We start from the raw sequence: 15,901 nt of genomic DNA, 5'->3' as shown, positions 1-15,901 counted from the left end.
TGATCGATGCGTCAGGCGATGAATGAGAATATCCGGAGAGTCATAAGGAAAATGCGTAAAACTACAGGTCTCACCAGGTCTATGACCTGCCTATTCGTGGGGTGCGGCATCTGGAGTGCCGGGATGGCGGATGAGTTGTCGACCATGCCCTATTTTTCCACCTGGCCGCAGATCCACAGCGCCATTGCCAGGGACGAGGGGATGGAGCGCCAGATCCAGGCTCTGCTCTCCCGGATGACCCTGGAGGAGAAGGTTGGCCAGATGATCCAGCCCGACTTTCGTGAAGTGACACCTGAGGAGGTGACGCGCTACAAGATTGGCTCCGTCCTCAACGGGGGGGGGGGCTGGCCCGGCAACAACAAACACGCGTCGGCCCAGGACTGGGCACTCCAGGCCGACACCTATTGGCAGGCGGCGGAAGCGGGCTTTGAGGGCAGGGGGTATCGCATCCCCTTCATGTGGGCGACCGATGCGGTGCACGGCCACAACAACGTCTTCGCGGCGACCCTGTTCCCGCACAATATCGGCCTGGGGGCGGCGCGGGATCCGGATCTCATCTACCGTATCGGCCAGGTGACGGCGCGGGAAGTGGCCGCCACCGGGCTGGATTGGACCTTCGCACCGACGGTGGCGGTGCCGAGGGATGATCGCTGGGGCCGGACCTATGAGGGCTATTCCGAAGATCCCGCCATCGTCTATCACTATGCCGGCGAGATGGTGCGTGGCCTGCAAGGTTCCGCGACGGATCTGCGCGGCCAGCGCCATGTCATCTCGAACGTGAAACACTTCGTGGGGGACGGCGGTACCCTGAACGGGGTCGACCGGGGTCAGAACTTCTATTCGGAAGAGGACCTGCGCAACCTGCACGCGGTGGGCTACTTCTCGGGGCTGGATGCCGGTGCCCAGGTGGTCATGGCTTCGTTCAACAGCTGGCACAACGAGCTCAACCGCGACGTGCTGCCAGAAGACGGGGTTGAGTACAATGGCAAGCTGCACGGCAGCCGCTATCTGCTGACCGACGTGCTCAAGGGCAAGATGGGCTTTGATGGCCTTGTCGTCTCTGATTGGAACGGTCACAGCGAGATCGCCGGTTGTACCATGGGGAGCTGCCTGCCTGCGGTGCTGGCCGGGGTCGACATCTTCATGGTCACGGCGCGCAAGGACTGGATGGAGTTTCGCCAGAGCCTGCTCGATGGCGTGGCGAGCCGGCAGATCCCGATAAGCCGGATCGACGATGCCGTGACGCGTATCCTGCGGGTCAAGATGCGGGCCGGGCTGTGGGAGAAACCCATGCCGTCGGCCCGTGAGCTGGCGGGCAAACAGAGTGAACTTGGTGCAGTGACGCACAAGGCGCTGGCCCGGGAGGCGGTACGCAAGTCGCTGGTGCTGCTCAAGAACGAGGGCAGGATCCTGCCCCTGAGCCGGCAGAGCCGGGTGCTGGTGGCTGGGAGCGCCGCCAACGATCTGGGCAAGCAGGTGGGGGGCTGGAGCCTGACCTGGCAAGGCAGCGAGAACGGGCGCGGTGATTTCCCCGGTGCCCAGAGCGTACTGGATGCGGTGACCGCCACCGTCGGTGCGGATCATGTGCAGGTGAGCACGGGATCCGGTGAGCTTGCGGGAGCCAAGCCCGATGTCGCCATCCTGGTCATGGGGGAGGATCCCTATGCCGAGTGGTTCGGCGATATTCCTGACAACAAGACCCTTGCCTATGGGGATCTCAAGAGCAGCTATCACGAGGATCTGTTGACCCTCAAGCGACTGAAGGCGGCCGGCATCCCCGTGGTGACCGTGCTTTTCTCCGGACGTCCGCTCTACGTCAATGAGGAGATCAATCTCTCTTCCGCCTTTGTCGCCGCCTGGTTGCCGGGCACCGAGGGGGAGGGGATCACCGATCTGCTGTTCAAGGATGCTAAGGGCAAGGTGGCCCATGACTTCCAGGGACGCCTCTCCTTCTCGTGGCCCTTCAGCAAGTGCGCCACCACCATCAATCGCACGCCCACACATATCCCGGGCTGGCAGCGCCCAACCTTCGAGCAGGATCCAGCGGGTGAGTACGCACCGCTTTTCCCCTATGGCTACGGGCTCAGCTATGGCAAGCCTTCCCCTGTGGCGGCCCGGGTCAGCAACCTCAATACCCTGACCCTGGATAAACGAACCTTCGGCTGCAACGAGAGCGACCCCGCCAAACTGAGCGCCGCTGACAAGGTGCTCGAGCTGTTCGGGCCAAAGGCGGGTGAAGAACACCGTCTGCGCATGGGGGATGCCAGCAACTGGACGGGGACTGAAGTCTCCGGCAACAGCGTGACCGAGATGACCTTCATCAAGGTTCAGCCCATCGACTACCTGCGCCAGCAGGATGCGCGAGCGGTCACCTTCCTCGGGGCGGACAAGCCGGGTGTCGACTCCGGGGCCACGATCCAGTTGCAGACCACCCAGGTCAAGGGGGCGGATCGTCGCACCTACCTGAAGGGCGAAAGCGGGCTGCAGGTGACGCTGCGGGTGCAGCAGGCACCAGCGGGGGACATGACGCTGGGGCTGCAGTGTGGCTGGCCCTGCGGCAAGTCCATCGAGATTGCTCCGGCCTTGCGCCAGTTGCCCCCGCAGAAGTGGGTGACCCTGAGTCTGCCCCTGCGCTGCCTCGAAGAGGGCATGGACTTCGCAAAGGTCAATACCCCCTTCATCCTGGGCACAAGTGGACAGGCGCGCATCGACATAGCGACCGTACGCTGGGTACCGGCTTCTCTGCTGGGGGCCTCAGGGGAAGTGGTCAGGCTCGATTGCCAGGGCAGGTTGAGTCGATAAGCCGTCAGCCAGATGCACCAGGATGCCTGTCGGGCTCCTGGTGCCTTGATAACCGGCTCCGCCCCGATGCGGAGGGAGAGGTGGGAGAAAAGGATGTCGATCGTACAGCGGATCAGATTGGGCTTTACGCTGCTGCTGGTCCTGTTGCTATTGCTCGGGGCCATCAGTTACCTGAAGACGACCTCTATTCACGGTCGTTTCCAGCAGGTGACCGAGGAGGCGACGCCTCAGGCCCTGACCGCCAGCCGGCTGCGCGCCGCCTTGCTGATGGCTGACAGGGACAGCCTGGCGCATCTCGCCATCAGGGATACGTCGACGTTCCCCCAGTCCCGCCAGCGTTTTACCCATGACAAGGTCCGCTATGAGCAGCACATCAAGGCATTCGCGGCCCTGACACTCGATACCGAGAGTGAGCGGCAACTCGCCCGGGTCACCGACCAGGCCCCTCGGCTTTTTACCATCTCTGAGCAGTTGATGAGCCTGCACGAAGAGTCGGTCGAGCTGGAGCGGGTGCTCTCACGGATGCGGGGCGAGCTTCTGCACCTGGACGACAACTACCGTTCGGCGGCGGACCTGCTGGTGCGTTACACGGCGGGGCGGCGCTCTTTGCAAAACAAGGCGGAGCTCATCACCAGCGGTATTGCACGGGATCTCAAGCTGATCCTGCGTGCCGACGGCAACACGGATCTGGTGGCGCTGCAGGCGGTTCTGGCCAAAGACATCGACATTGCGAACCAGCGTCTGGATCGGATTGTTGTCCCTGATGACGTCAAGGTCAGGTTCACCCGCCATGTGGCGCGCATCCCCCAGCTGGTATTTGGCGACAAGGGGCTGATCGCCACCCTGGTACGCCACCAGCAAATCAGTCAGCAACTCCATGGCTTGCGTGAAAAGCAGGAGGCGCAGAGCCAGCAACTGGGGGAAACCCTGGACATGCTCATTGCCATCAGCAACCAGAGCATGCGGGAGGACAGGCTGAGTGCCGACGTCGCGGTTGACAGCGCCCGCACCTGGATCGTGGTGGTGGCCCTGTGTTCCGTACTCATCGCCATTATTGTCGCCTGGAGTACGGCCCGTAGCATCCAGGTGCCGCTGGTGCGGATCAATCGCGTCCTCGGTCTGATGGCACAAGGGGACATGACACTACGGGTTCGCTACCCGGCCAGGAACGAGCTTGGTGAGGTGGCGAACTCCATCGACCAGCTGGCCCACCACACTAAGATGCTCTTGATGGAGGTCCAGACTGGGTCTGAGCACCTGGTGAGCGAGACGCGTAAAACCGCGGAGATCGGCGAGCAGGTGATGTCGCAGGTGCAGGAGCAGAAGGCCCAGACCGATCAGGTGGCGGCCGCCATCTTCGAGTTGGAAACCAGTGCCACCGAGGTAGCGCGCTCGAGCGATCATGTTCGTCGGGAGGTGGGTGAAGCCAATGACGAGAGCCGGCGCGGACGCGATCTGATGCAGGCCAACCGGGATGGCATCGAACAGCTGGCGACCGGCATCGCCGGGGCCATGGCTATCACCCGCAAGCTCGAAGGCTACAGCAACAACATTGGCAATATTCTTGAGGTGATCCGTGGCATGGCTGAACAGACCAACCTGTTGGCCCTCAATGCGGCCATCGAAGCGGCCCGTGCTGGGGAGGCTGGGCGTGGTTTTGCCGTGGTGGCCGAGGAGGTGCGGGCGCTGGCTACCCGTTCACAAGGGGCGACCCAGGAGATCCAGGTGATGATCGATAACCTGCAGGGATGCGCCCGCGATGTGGCGAACGTGATGGCCCAGAGCCATGAGCAGACTGAGCAGAGTGTGCAGCAGACTCGGGATGTTGAGAGTGCCCTCACGGGGATTGCTTCGCGTATGGAGGCAATCAAGGAGATCGCGGATCACATGGCTTATGCCGCTGCCGAGCAGATTTCGGTGAGTCAGGGAGTGGCCCAGCACGTGGCGGCCATCGCCGACGTAGCTCACGAGACCGAGCAGGCCTCCAGGGTGTCGGCGAGCAGTGGTGAGGTGTTGTCGGGGCTGGCCAGCCAGCAGCAGAGTCTGGTGGCCCGTTTCAAGGTGTAGGAGAGAGGCGATGTGGAAATCTGTGAGTGCCCTGCTGGTCTGGGGGCTGAGTACGGCGGCGGTATCCCAGGAGTTGGTGCTGGAAACCTGGCGCGTGGATGACGAGGCGCTCTGGAAGGAGCAGTTTCTGCCCCGTTTTCAGGCGATCCATCCCGAGATCACCCTTAAGCTGCATTCGCAGCGCTCGGCGGATTACGATCGGGAGCTTGCCGAGCGGCTGGCGGCGGGGAAGGCGGGGGATCTCATCACTTGCCGCCCTTATGATCAGTCCCTGCGGCTGTTCCAGCAGGGGCATCTGCTGGATCTGACGGACCTGCCCGGGATGGAGAACTTCCCGAGCTTTGCCAAGGCCGCCTGGCAGACCGACTCCGGGGCCCAGACCTTCTGCCTGCCCATTGCCTCCGTGATCCAGGGTTTCTACTTCAATGTCGATATCTTCAACGCCCTTGGGCTGACACTGCCGCGAACCCGTGCCGACTTCTTCGCCGTGCTGGAGAAGGTGAAGCAGGATGGCCGCTATCTGCCGCTGGCACTGGCGGCTCACGACAGCTGGGTGGTCTCCGAGCTTGGTTATCAGAATATCGGTCCCAATTACTGGCATGGGGAAGATGGCCGCCTGGCGCTGATCAACGGTCAGGCGCGAGTGACCGATGCCCCTTATGTGGCGGCGTTTCGTGAGCTGGCGAGCTGGCGGCCCTACATAGGGGACCATCCTGCCGATGCCACCGAAGCACAGGCGGTGGATGCCTTTGCTGCGGGCAAGGCCGCCATGATAGTGGCGGGCTCCTGGTCGCTGGCCCAGTTCACCGGCAAGGTCAATTTTGGTGCCTTCCCGCCCCCCGTCGCGCGGGAGGGGGACACCTGCTATTTCACCGATCACACCGACATGGGGATCGGCATCAATGCCGCCAGCCCGAACAAGGAGGCCGCCCTGAAACTGGTGGAGTGGATGGCAAGCGCCGACTTTGCCGAGCGTTTCTCCAATTCGGTACCCGGTTTTTTCTCCCTCTCCAACCACTTCTTCGAGCTCAAGGAACCGGTGGCGAGCACCATGATGGGCTGGCGGGATACCTGCGATTCCACCTTGCGTCTGGGGGCGCAGTTCCTCACCCGGGGTGAGCCATTGCTTACCACAGAGCTTGCGGAGGTATCGCAATCCGTGGTGCTCGGCACCATGACGCCGGAAGCCGCCGCCGCGCGCATCCAGCAGGGGTTGGCAAGCTGGTATCTCCCCCAGAAGACGGCAAAAAGAGCCCGTCTCTGTGAGGCGGACGAGCATCTTCCCACGCTGGCAACCAGCACAGCTATCGGGACGGAGTCTCCCTTCGCTGCGCCTTGACGGTGGACACGCCCACAGGGCAATCCCCCGCAGCGATCAGCAGACTCTTCAAGGCGCCTTCAGGCGCCTTTTTCCATCAGGGCCGGTTTGTAGGCAGATGTCATCGGGTTGTCATTGCCAGGCTCTGGCTGGTTTTATGGAGCCAGCCGTATTGAGGGGCCGGTAGAAGAGGTACGCCGGGTTGTGTGTGGAGTCTGTGCTACGTCAGAGAGACAAGGTGGAAGATGCGACAAGGACAAGTCGCTCGCTGGACAGGCGGCTGACAAAAGAAAAACGGCCCGAAGGCCGCTTTGAGCGGATGCTGCGCAGGGAAAAACCCCCAGTCGACATTCATCCTTTGTACGGCAGTGTAGTATCACGCACCACAATGCTCAATTCGGGCAGTTCGTCCGAGTTTGGCTCCGTGCCCTCGATCAAACCCAACAGAGTCTTGACCATTTTGACCCCCATCTCGTAGATGGGCTGGCGTACCGTGGTCAATGGCGGGTTGGAATAGGTAGAGAATGGCAGGTCATCAAAACCAATGAGTGAAACATCCTCTGGTACCCTTAAGCCGCACTGCTTGAGCCCCAAAATAGCCCCGTAGCAGGTCTGATCGTTGGCGCAGAATATGGCTGAGAATTTCCGGCCACTCTGCACCAGTTTCTTCACTGCATTCAGGCCACCAGCCTCGGCGAAATCCCCTTGGATGACCAAGGATGGATCATATTCGATTCCCGCGCTGACTAAGGCCTGACGATAACCATGATGACGTTCGATGGCATCGTTTTGATCCGGTAAGCCGACAATGTGGGCGATGTCATGATGACCCAGATCCAATAAATAGCGAGTTGCCATGTAGCCACCCAGCCGATTATTGATGCTGAAGGAATGTACCCGCTCGGTCATGATATTGTGGCCAGTGGCAACAATGGGTATTTGCTGTGAAAACTCGAGCAGCGTTTGTTGATTTACGTGGCCGGTCAAAATAATAAGACCATCGACCCGACGAGCTACCAGCAGGCGCAACCGTTCGACTTCTTCTTCCGCATTCCAGTGACCGCTGACAATCAGCGGCACATACTCCATGCCCTGAAGGGTATGTTCAACACCACGCAACATTTCGTTGGAAAATGGACTCTCTACATGTTGAGTCAATACCCCAAGGGTCATGGATTGACCCGTTTTCAGATATTGTGCCATAAGGTTGGGACGAAAATTCAATTCCTGAATTGCATCTTCAACCGCTTGGCGTTTATCTGCGGCCACTTTGGCCGAGCCGTTTAATATCCGGGATACAGTGCTTGCCGAGACACCGGCTCGTCTGGCGATATCATAGACAGTGGCTTTTTTCTCCTGAGCTGACTTCGACATCCGCCCTCCGTACTCGACTGTGAAAACCCTTGGCTATAACCAATATTACAAGAATATATTCTCAATAAATCAGCGGGTTAGGATAACCCTTTCCCTTGGTGGTGACAAGCAATGATGCTTCGCCTCAGATTGAGGGGCCCACTACTGCTGGGCGGCAAAAAAAACCTCTCTTGCTTTGGTAAAACCGGCCTGTTCGGCGGCCTTGACCCAGGCGAGAGCCTGCTCGTAGTTTTTGCTCACAACCGCAGTGCGAATATGTTGATAATAATCCAGTTCACCTAGCGCTTTATCTGCTGTGATCATCACGGGCGATATGGTTTTTGCGTTCGGTGTCGCATTTACAGCAGCCTCTGCGTCCAGTGCCAAATATAATCGTCCGGTGGCCGAATGGGGCACTTCCACATTGATGAGACGGGCGACATCCGTGGAGCGATCATATTGCATTGCGCGCTGGAGATCGTCAGGATTGAGCCTGGTGCTGCCTTGCATATCCAGAGTAGTAGAATAGATCACCATATAGGCAGCTCGGACGCTGCCGATGGGGGCCGGAATGGTAAATTCTCCCTGGATGTTCTGTCCTGAAATTAATGAACGGCCGTTATAACTGAAAGAGGAGCTGGGAATGGTTTGAACGGGGTGGTGATTCTCGTCCAGTAACAGGATGCTGGGCAGAAAAATGGTATAGTCGATTGGGATGGTTACTTTGACGCGGGCAGCTTGGGGGAAAGCGGGCAATGAGAATGCCATCACATAGCTTTTGCCCGAATCGAATGCGTAAACTGGGCTGTCAGTACCCACATTTACCCAACGGCTTTCTTGCCCGAAGGGCTGGAAGCGAAGATCCTTGAATGCCGCGATCGCCATTTTGCCCGACAATTGTTCTCGGTCATGTTGAAGCTGCTGCTGCAAGTCGGAGGTGGCCGATCTTGGCGGATGCTCCGGGCTTTTACTGACGCACCCGGCCATCAACAGACTGACCAGGAAAGGCAGACACTGTTTCGTTCCCTTCATCGTGTTTCCTCGTATGCAATGCGGGTCCCCCAAGGGACCCGAGATTATAGTGAAAATAAGTATCGCGACCTAACCTACCACCACATGTCCGCCTGCACACCGACCAGGAAATCTTCCCGGTCTTCCTGCCAGGGGGTCTCGTTGTTGTGATCGACATAGGTCGTCAGAATGCGGATCTCCGGTGACGGCCCCATGCCTGTATTGACCGTAAATGTCGGCACTATACTGACCTTGTGCGAAGTGCTTCCACGATCGATGCTATCGATGGTTAAATTGTTTTTCACATAACCGATTTCGGTTTGGATAGAGAAAAACTCATTGATCGGGAATACCGGGCGCAGAGATGCGGCATACCAGGAGTCATGGCCACCCAGCTCGTAGTCGTTGTACTGGTAGGAGAGGGTCGGCAGCAGATGAATATTGGCGCCATACCAGCCACCCCAGAGGAAGAGGCGATAGGATTTATCGCCTTCCATCACCTTGGACTGGTAGGGTTTATAGTCATAGCCATCCGCCTTGTCCTGCAGTGTCTTCTGATACAGGGAGCCCTTGCGATACATGGCGGTATTGGTCAGGTTGGCCCCCAGCAAGTCGCCTGAACCCAGTCCACGTCCTGCCTGGGCGATGAACTTGGAGAAGCCGCCCGGCATGAAGAAGAAGTCGTCGCGGGAATAAATGACGGTTCCTTCTGCCCCCTTGGTCGCATATTGCTTGTTGTCGCCGGTGAATTCGTTGCTGGGCATCTGCTTGAGTGCGATCTCCATGTCCCAGGCGCCGTAGAGGGCGCTGGTGTGGAGGGTGTGCATGGTGGCTTCAGTGCCATCGGAGTGGCTGGTGTCGTTGCTGTTGATATAGGCAAAGTCCCACTTACCGCCTGCCAGCTCCATGGCTTTGATGCCGACGCCGGTCCCCGAGTAGTCCGTGTAAAAATAGTCGGTGGTCCAGATGTAGTTCTCGCGGTCGTAATAGCGCAGACCACCCCACATGGTCCCGGTCGGGGTGATGCCACCCAGCTCCACATAGGTTTCTGACACACCGCTTTCGCGAGGCGCTGCACGGGTTTGCAGGTTATCGGCATCGGACTCCACTTTGAAGTGGATGTTGACCGACTTGTTGCCGCCCAGATCCCACAACTTGTTCAGGCCCGCTTCCCAGCTGTTGTCCAGCTCGGAGCCCAGGCGCCCCATGGTCTTGTCCATCTCATATTCGTACCCCGCCTTGGCGAAGTTGTCCTTGGCGTCAAACATTGAGCCGGCACGAATATAACCGTGGAAGCCAAAACTCTCGGCGGCATTCGATACTGCGGGCACTGCCAGCCCGCAACATGCCCCGACAAACAAGGCGAGTGACTTCAATTTCATCTTATTGCTCCAATCCGTAGAATAGTATTTTCAATCGATTTCTCGAAAATTCAATGCGTTATCACTTGATCTGCTGGCAGGGCTGAGTGCTGTCAAAGTCTGCCGGGATGGCTGTTTTCAGGGCTACGTTGGTGAAGGCGAAGCGCAGACCGGCCATGGAGTCCCAGGCCCCGCTCAGGTAGAGCGCCTTTTGTACTGAGCCTGTGTTGGCCGCCGGAATGAGAGATGCAACCGGCAGGATGCAGCGGTACCAGGTGTCGTCATCGGGCACGATGTTGCTGTCCATGGTAAAGAAGGTGCCAAAGTCTGGGCCTGCGGTACCGTCCATGCGGATCTGGATGTTGGGGGAGTCACCGTAACTGGAGACTTTCAGGTCGAGCAGCATGACGCCGTCCTGATAGGCGGAGAGATCCCCATTGGCGCTGTCGGTCCCGAGGAAGGCGGCGCCATTGCCTGGCAGGTCCATGGTGATGACCTGGTTTTCATCGGTCCGGGTGCCGCCGAAGCTGGCTGCCGGGTAATCAGCGCTGCGGTCTTGGGCCTGGCTCTTGTCACCGGAGTAGTAGAGTGCGGCATCGGTGGCCACCAGCGCGGGGGCATTGTTGACGCCGGAGCCTGTGTCTGGATTGGTGTCAGGATCGGTTCCAGGGTCGGTAGCGCCGCCAGGCGCTTCACAGGTGACCGGGTCGACAACGGGCTTGGCCGAGGTGGCGAGCAGGTACTTGATGTTGGTGATTTCGTAGTTGAAGGCTTCCTTGGTGGCCAGGTGGAACGGTGTGCCCACAGTGGCGAGGTTGATGGCCGTGGCACCGGGGAAGGGCTTCATGCAGTTGATGGGCAGCGTGAGCGTTTCCCAGTCGCCGGAACCGGTCAGGGCGCTGGCAATGGGCAGGCTGCTGCGGTTGGGATACTCGTTGTCGATGGAGGCATTGAGCACTTCCGGCACCTTGCTCTTGGTCCGCAGCTGGAACTCGATGAAACCGGAGGCGTATTTGCTCAGGTTCAGAGGGGTGGCGGATTTGAGCATGAAGGTGCCATCTCCGTCACCGGCTACCTGCACATCGGCGGTGTCATCGGTACCAGCATTGTTGATGAGCACCGCACTGATGCTGGTCATGGCGACAGGAGTAGCCGTGACTGGTTGACGGTTCCAGTTATCCTTCTCCGACTGAATATTGGGGGTGACTTTTGCGCTCGCTCCAACACCAAACAGCAACAATGCGCCATCTTCACCGCCAGGAGGTGTTTCACCAGGAGGCGTTTCACCCGGATGGGTTTCACTGCCGTTGCTAGAAGAAATGTTCTCTTCACCGCCACATCCGCCGAGCAAGGCTGCGGCGATCAACGTTGCTAAAAGTCCTTTTTTTGTTGCATTCATACTGACCACTCCAATCAATGGGAAAATGTCCATCACGATGAATTGTCGAGACTCAAACTGCCACCATGCAATCGATGCCAAGGCAAATCACACTGCGCTCATTTTCTTGAAATCGATTTCCAATGCAATATTTATCCTTTGATAGGTTCTAAGTTTGTGTTGCAAATCACATAAAAACCTTTATTGATTTATGAGTTATTATTCGTCCCCTTTATGCTATATTTTTTAATCTTTTGATTTTTAACCAAATAATTAATTTTTATTCAGTGGTTATGCTTTTGTGGTTGAGTTGGGTGATCAGCGAAACTGTCTTGGTGATTAGAGGGGAGGATCATGGGTTATCATGCAACTTCGGCTGATGGAATTATCTTGTTTGATTTCGATTTCACATTGTAGGTTATCAATCTTGTTCTCGTTCCAGCCGACCCAAAACATGACTTGACGCAATCAATATCGAGAACATGCACTCAAAAAGAGACGGCCCAGGGAGCTGGATAGTCCGTGGTTTCCGCGATAGAAAGTCAGCGGGTCCATTAGCGTGAGCCGTAGTGACCCTATTGGAGGACAACAGCTGGCGGCGTTCGTATGAATGCGAGGATGAATAGTCGTCAACGGTGATCGAAAATGAGCCGAAGAGGGTGCCCGGATTTAGTTGAACACTACATTTATGTGAACAAAGGTTTTTAATCGAGTCGTAGCAATGTCCATCAAACATGAACGAAATTCACTGCGTTAGTCGGCATTGGTTCTTTATTCATTTAGCTTTGTCTTCGATAGCTCCCAAGCATGATGAAGACCAGCACGGCAAGGCAGCCAGTCAGCCCCGCAGATGTCATCAACAAGGTCGAATGAGCTGCCGAGAATGCGGCTTTCGCTGCCTCGATGAGCGCTGTTGCCTGAGGTTCCGCCAGCGTCTGGGCGACGAGATAGCTGTCGCCGATGGAGCGCATGGCACTCTCCCTCTGTTGCTCGGTCAGGGTGGCAGGAAGCAGGATCGCGCGGCTGAACACATCGGACATGAAGACGCCGAAGCAGGTGATCCCAAGCCCAGTACCCAGCTCGTAGGCAGTCGCCTCCAGCGAGCCCGCGGCTCCCCCCTTGTCTGCCTCCACCGATCCCATGATGGCAATGGAGGAGGCCGTCAGGCCGATGCTGAGCGTCAGTCCCAGCAGGGCCAGCATGGCCGGTACCCAGAAACCGGGGTGGTGAAAGTCCACCTGCGCCAGATAGCACAAGGCCCCCGCTGACAATGCCAGCGATGAGCTGGCGACAGTGCGCAGACCGCAGAGGTTGGAAAAATAACCCGCCACCGGGCCGCCCACGGCGGCTGCGGCCATGATGGGGATCATGAAGATGCCGGCTTGCAGCGGCGTTCTGCCCAGCACGTATTGCAGCTCCTGTGCCAGGGTCAGTTCGACGCCAGCCAGGGCGCCCGTTGCCACCAACGCCATCATCATCCCCGCGAGGATTGCCGGGCGCGAGAAGAGCGACAGATCCAGCATGGGGGTGGCCGAGCGCAATTGCAGGCGCGCGAACAGGGCCAGCAGCCCGGCACCACCCAGTGCAGCGGCGAGTGCAATCCCCGAAGAATGAGTGGTGCCGACGGCCGCCTTGATGCCGTACACCAACGCCAGCATGCCGGTGATAAGCAGCAGCGCCTGGCCCAGACCCCAGCTACCCGGTGTCGTCTGTTCGGTTCGCGGCAGGAGGAACACCAGGGGCGCGACGACCAGCATGACGGGGACATTGATCAAAAAAGCAGATCCCCACCAGAAGTGCGCCAGCAGCGCACCGCCAATCAGCGGCCCGAGGGCCGCCCCCGCAGCGCCGACCATGCCCCACAGACCCAGCGCCATGGCGCGCTCATCCTTGTCTTCGAAGGTGCGACGTATGGTGCCAAGCACGCAGGGTATGATCATCGCGCCCCCCAGGGCCAGCAGCACCCGTGCGCCTATGAGCGTGGCGGGCGTCGGCGCAAAGGCGGCCAGCAGGGAGGAGACCCCGAAGATGACAAGCCCGGTGAGCAGCAGACGCCGGTTGCCGATGCGGTCCGCCAGTGTACCCATGGGCACCAGAAGCCCCGCCATCAGTAGCGGATAGATATCGATGATCCACAGTACCTCGGTCGCGGATGCGCCTAGGGCCTGGGCCAGCGAAGGCACGGCTATGTGCAATATGGTCATGTCGATGACCACCGGCAGGAAGGCCAGCATGACGGCCAGCAGTACCAGCCAGCGGCGTTGAGTATCAGAGAACATGGATTGACTACTCCGTAATGATAAATAAATGGGGGTTGGCTGCGCTGACCTCAACCCTGGCTGTTTGGCAGCCCTTGTTCAGGCCGTAGAGCAGGAAAAGGCGCTATACCACTGGCATTATTGCTCCCCCCTGTGCACTCGTTGGGTCTGCCAGGCTTGCAGGCGCTCCTGCGCCCCGATGATGAAGACAAAAAAGACCGGCACGAAGAAGATGGCCAGCAGGGTGCCGCTGATCATGCCGCCGAACACGCCGGTGCCGATGGCGTGCTGGGTCTCCGCGCTGGCGCCGCTGGCGAGCATCAAGGGCACCACACCGAGGGTGAAGGCCAGCGACGTCATCAGAATGGGGCGCAGACGCAGGCGGGCGGCAGTCACAGCCGCATCAAGCAGCGAGCGCCCTTCGCCGTGCAACTGGCGCGCAAACTCCACGATAAGGATGGCGTTTTTGGCCGACAGACCGATGATGGTGATCATGCCCACCTTGAAGAAGACGTCGTTGGGCATGCCGCGCAGTACCACGGCGGCGACGGCACCGAGCAGCCCCAGCGGCACCACCAGCATCACCGAGAGCGGGATCGACCAGCTCTCGTAGAGCGCCGCCAGTACCAGGAAGACCACCAGCGCCGACAGCAGCATCAGCAGGGGGGCCTGCTCGGCCGACTGGCGCTCTTGCAACGACTGTCCCGTCCAGGCCAGGGCGAAGCCTTGCGGCAATTGCGCCACCAGACGCTCCATCTCCGCCATCGCCGCTCCGCTGGAGATGCCGGGCGCTGCCCCCCCGGCAATACGCACGGCGGGGAAGCCATCGAAACGCATCATCTGTTGCGGCGATTCGCGCCATACCGATGTCACCACCTCCCGTAGCGGCACCATGCCGCCGCTGGCATTGCGTACCCGCAGGCCGAGCACGTCATCGAGCTGCATGCGCGTTGGCGCATCGGCCTGCAGGATGACCTGTTGCATGTGCCCGCCGTTGGGGAAGTCGTTGACGTAGAGCGACCCCATCGCGGTCGACAGGGTACTGCTCACGCTGGTGAACGAGAGCCCCATGGCCTCGGCCTTCTGCCGGTTGATCTCGAGGTGAATGCTCTCGCCGGGGGGCAGATTGTCCGGGAAGACATCGCTGACCACCTTGCTGTTGGCGGCCAGCGCCAGCAGTTGTGCCTGGGCGGCCAGCAGCGCGGCTTCCCCCCGATTGGCTCTGTCTTGTAGGAACAGAGTGAAGCCGGAGGCGGTGCCCAGCTCGTCGATGGCCGGCGGCAGCAGGCTCATTACCGTGCCTTCAGGGATGTTTGCCATGGCCGCTTGCGCCAGATCCGCCTCTTCGGCGGCCGTGGCGCCATGACGCTGATCCCAATCTTTCAGCATGGTGAAGGCCATGGCTGCATTGGGGCCCGCGCCGGAGAAGCTGAAGCCCTGCACCACCAGATTGGTGTCCAGCGCCTCGCGAGAGGCGACGTGAGCCTCGAAGGCCTTGACCACCTCAAGAGTACGCTCGCTGGTGGCGCCGGTCGGCAGCTGGATGGAGGTCATGAAGTAGCCCTGATCCTCGTCTGGCAGGAAAGAGGAGGGCAGCTGGGCGGCGGCGATGGCCAGCACGGCGCAGAGGGCGGCAAAGGCCGCCATCATCCGTCCGCTGCGCCCGACCAGACGGGTTACCCGCGTGCCGTAGCCCGCCGTGAGCCGCTCGAAACCCCGGTTGAAAGCGCCGAAGAAGCCGCGCTTCTCATGATGATCCGGGCTGATCGGACGCAGCAATGTGGCGCAGAGCGCAGGCGTCAGGGTCAGGGCGAGGAAGGCCGAAATGAGGATCGACACCGCCATCGACAGGGTGAACTGCTGGTAGATGACCCCCACCGAGCCGCTGCCAAACGCCATGGGGATGAACACCGCCGTGAGTACCAGAGTGATGCCGATCACTGCCCCGGTGATCTCTTTCATGGCTTGCGACGTCGCCTCCCGGGGCGATAGCCCCCGGGTGGCCATCAGGCGCTCGACGTTCTCCACCACCACGATGGCGTCGTCGACGATGATGCCGATGGCCAGCACCATGCCGAACATGGTCAGGGAGTTGACCGAGAAACCGGCGAGCAGCATCACCGCGAAGGTGCCGAGCAGGGCGATGGGGGCGACGATGGCCGGGATCAGGGTGTAGCGCAGGTTCTGCAGGAAGAGGAACATCACCAGAAACACCAGCACCATGGCTTCCAGCAGGGTGTGGATCACCTTTTCGATGGAGACCTTGACGAACGGGGCCGAGTCAAACGGGATCGAATAGGCCATGCCCGCCGGCAGGGTGGGAGCAAGCTGGGCGAGGCGGGTGCGCACCGCA

10 protein-coding genes are annotated in these 15,901 nt (G+C 59.6%); 4 read left to right on the top strand and 6 right to left on the bottom strand.

The genetic code is table 11. From position 1 onward, the window contains the following. Nucleotides 1–81 precede the first annotated feature (81 nt). From AB5Y67_RS08435 to AB5Y67_RS08425, 3 genes are all read left to right on the top strand, one after another. On the top strand, nt 82–2,802 hold the full coding sequence (locus tag AB5Y67_RS08435; protein WP_307896463.1) for a glycoside hydrolase family 3 protein: 2,721 nt from the start codon (nt 82–84) through the stop codon (nt 2,800–2,802). A 93-nt stretch (nt 2,803–2,895) separates the two neighbouring features. Continuing rightward, the gene (locus AB5Y67_RS08430; RefSeq protein ID WP_307896464.1) at nt 2,896–4,869 is read left to right on the top strand and encodes a methyl-accepting chemotaxis protein; all 1,974 of its coding nucleotides are present in this window, start codon (nt 2,896–2,898) and stop codon (nt 4,867–4,869) included. A 10-nt stretch (nt 4,870–4,879) separates the two neighbouring features. Then, complete coding sequence (locus AB5Y67_RS08425; protein ID WP_123172737.1) at nt 4,880–6,208, top strand: ABC transporter substrate-binding protein; 1,329 nt, start codon at nt 4,880–4,882, stop codon at nt 6,206–6,208. Nucleotides 6,209–6,538: 330 nt separating this feature from the next. Here the strand turns inward: AB5Y67_RS08425 and AB5Y67_RS08420 are convergent, their stop codons facing one another. From AB5Y67_RS08420 to AB5Y67_RS08405, 4 genes are all read right to left on the bottom strand, one after another. Continuing rightward, nucleotides 6,539–7,561, bottom strand: coding sequence for a LacI family DNA-binding transcriptional regulator (locus AB5Y67_RS08420; RefSeq protein ID WP_042084009.1), 1,023 nt, complete (start codon nt 7,559–7,561; stop codon nt 6,539–6,541). Nucleotides 7,562–7,702: 141 nt separating this feature from the next. Next, nucleotides 7,703–8,572 (bottom strand): MalM family protein, encoded by an 870-nt coding sequence (locus AB5Y67_RS08415; protein WP_123172738.1) that lies wholly within the window; start codon nt 8,570–8,572, stop codon nt 7,703–7,705. Nucleotides 8,573–8,646: 74 nt separating this feature from the next. Next, a complete protein-coding gene (locus tag AB5Y67_RS08410) occupies nt 8,647–9,933 on the bottom strand; it encodes a carbohydrate porin (RefSeq protein ID WP_368207662.1) in 1,287 nt (428 codons plus the stop codon). 61 nt (nt 9,934–9,994) lie between these two features. Beyond that, on the bottom strand, nt 9,995–11,149 hold the full coding sequence (locus AB5Y67_RS08405) for a putative glycoside hydrolase (protein WP_368207669.1): 1,155 nt from the start codon (nt 11,147–11,149) through the stop codon (nt 9,995–9,997). Between AB5Y67_RS08405 and AB5Y67_RS08400 the strand changes: the two genes are divergently transcribed. After that, entirely contained in the window at nt 11,115–11,453 is a 339-nt protein-coding gene (locus AB5Y67_RS08400; protein ID WP_368207670.1) for a hypothetical protein, read from the top strand. The genes AB5Y67_RS08405 and AB5Y67_RS08400 overlap by 35 nt on opposite strands. 616 nt (nt 11,454–12,069) lie before the next feature. On the opposite strand, the gene AB5Y67_RS08395 is transcribed toward AB5Y67_RS08400, so the two are convergent. Both AB5Y67_RS08395 and AB5Y67_RS08390 read right to left on the bottom strand, forming a co-directional pair. Then, nucleotides 12,070–13,569 carry an MFS transporter gene (locus AB5Y67_RS08395; protein ID WP_368207661.1) on the bottom strand — a complete coding sequence of 500 codons (1,500 nt, stop codon included), beginning with the start codon at nt 13,567–13,569 and terminating at the stop codon, nt 12,070–12,072. A gap of 117 nt (nt 13,570–13,686) precedes the next feature. Further along, nucleotides 13,687–15,901 (bottom strand): efflux RND transporter permease subunit (locus tag AB5Y67_RS08390; protein ID WP_368207660.1); only part of this gene is annotated, 2,215 nt, incomplete at its 5' end.

Source organism: Aeromonas sp. s12 (genome assembly GCF_040907925.1).
GTDB lineage: Bacteria > Pseudomonadota > Gammaproteobacteria > Enterobacterales > Aeromonadaceae > Aeromonas > Aeromonas veronii.
Note: the sequence above shows the minus strand (reverse complement) of the source record. Positions and strands in the feature narration are given on the sequence as shown.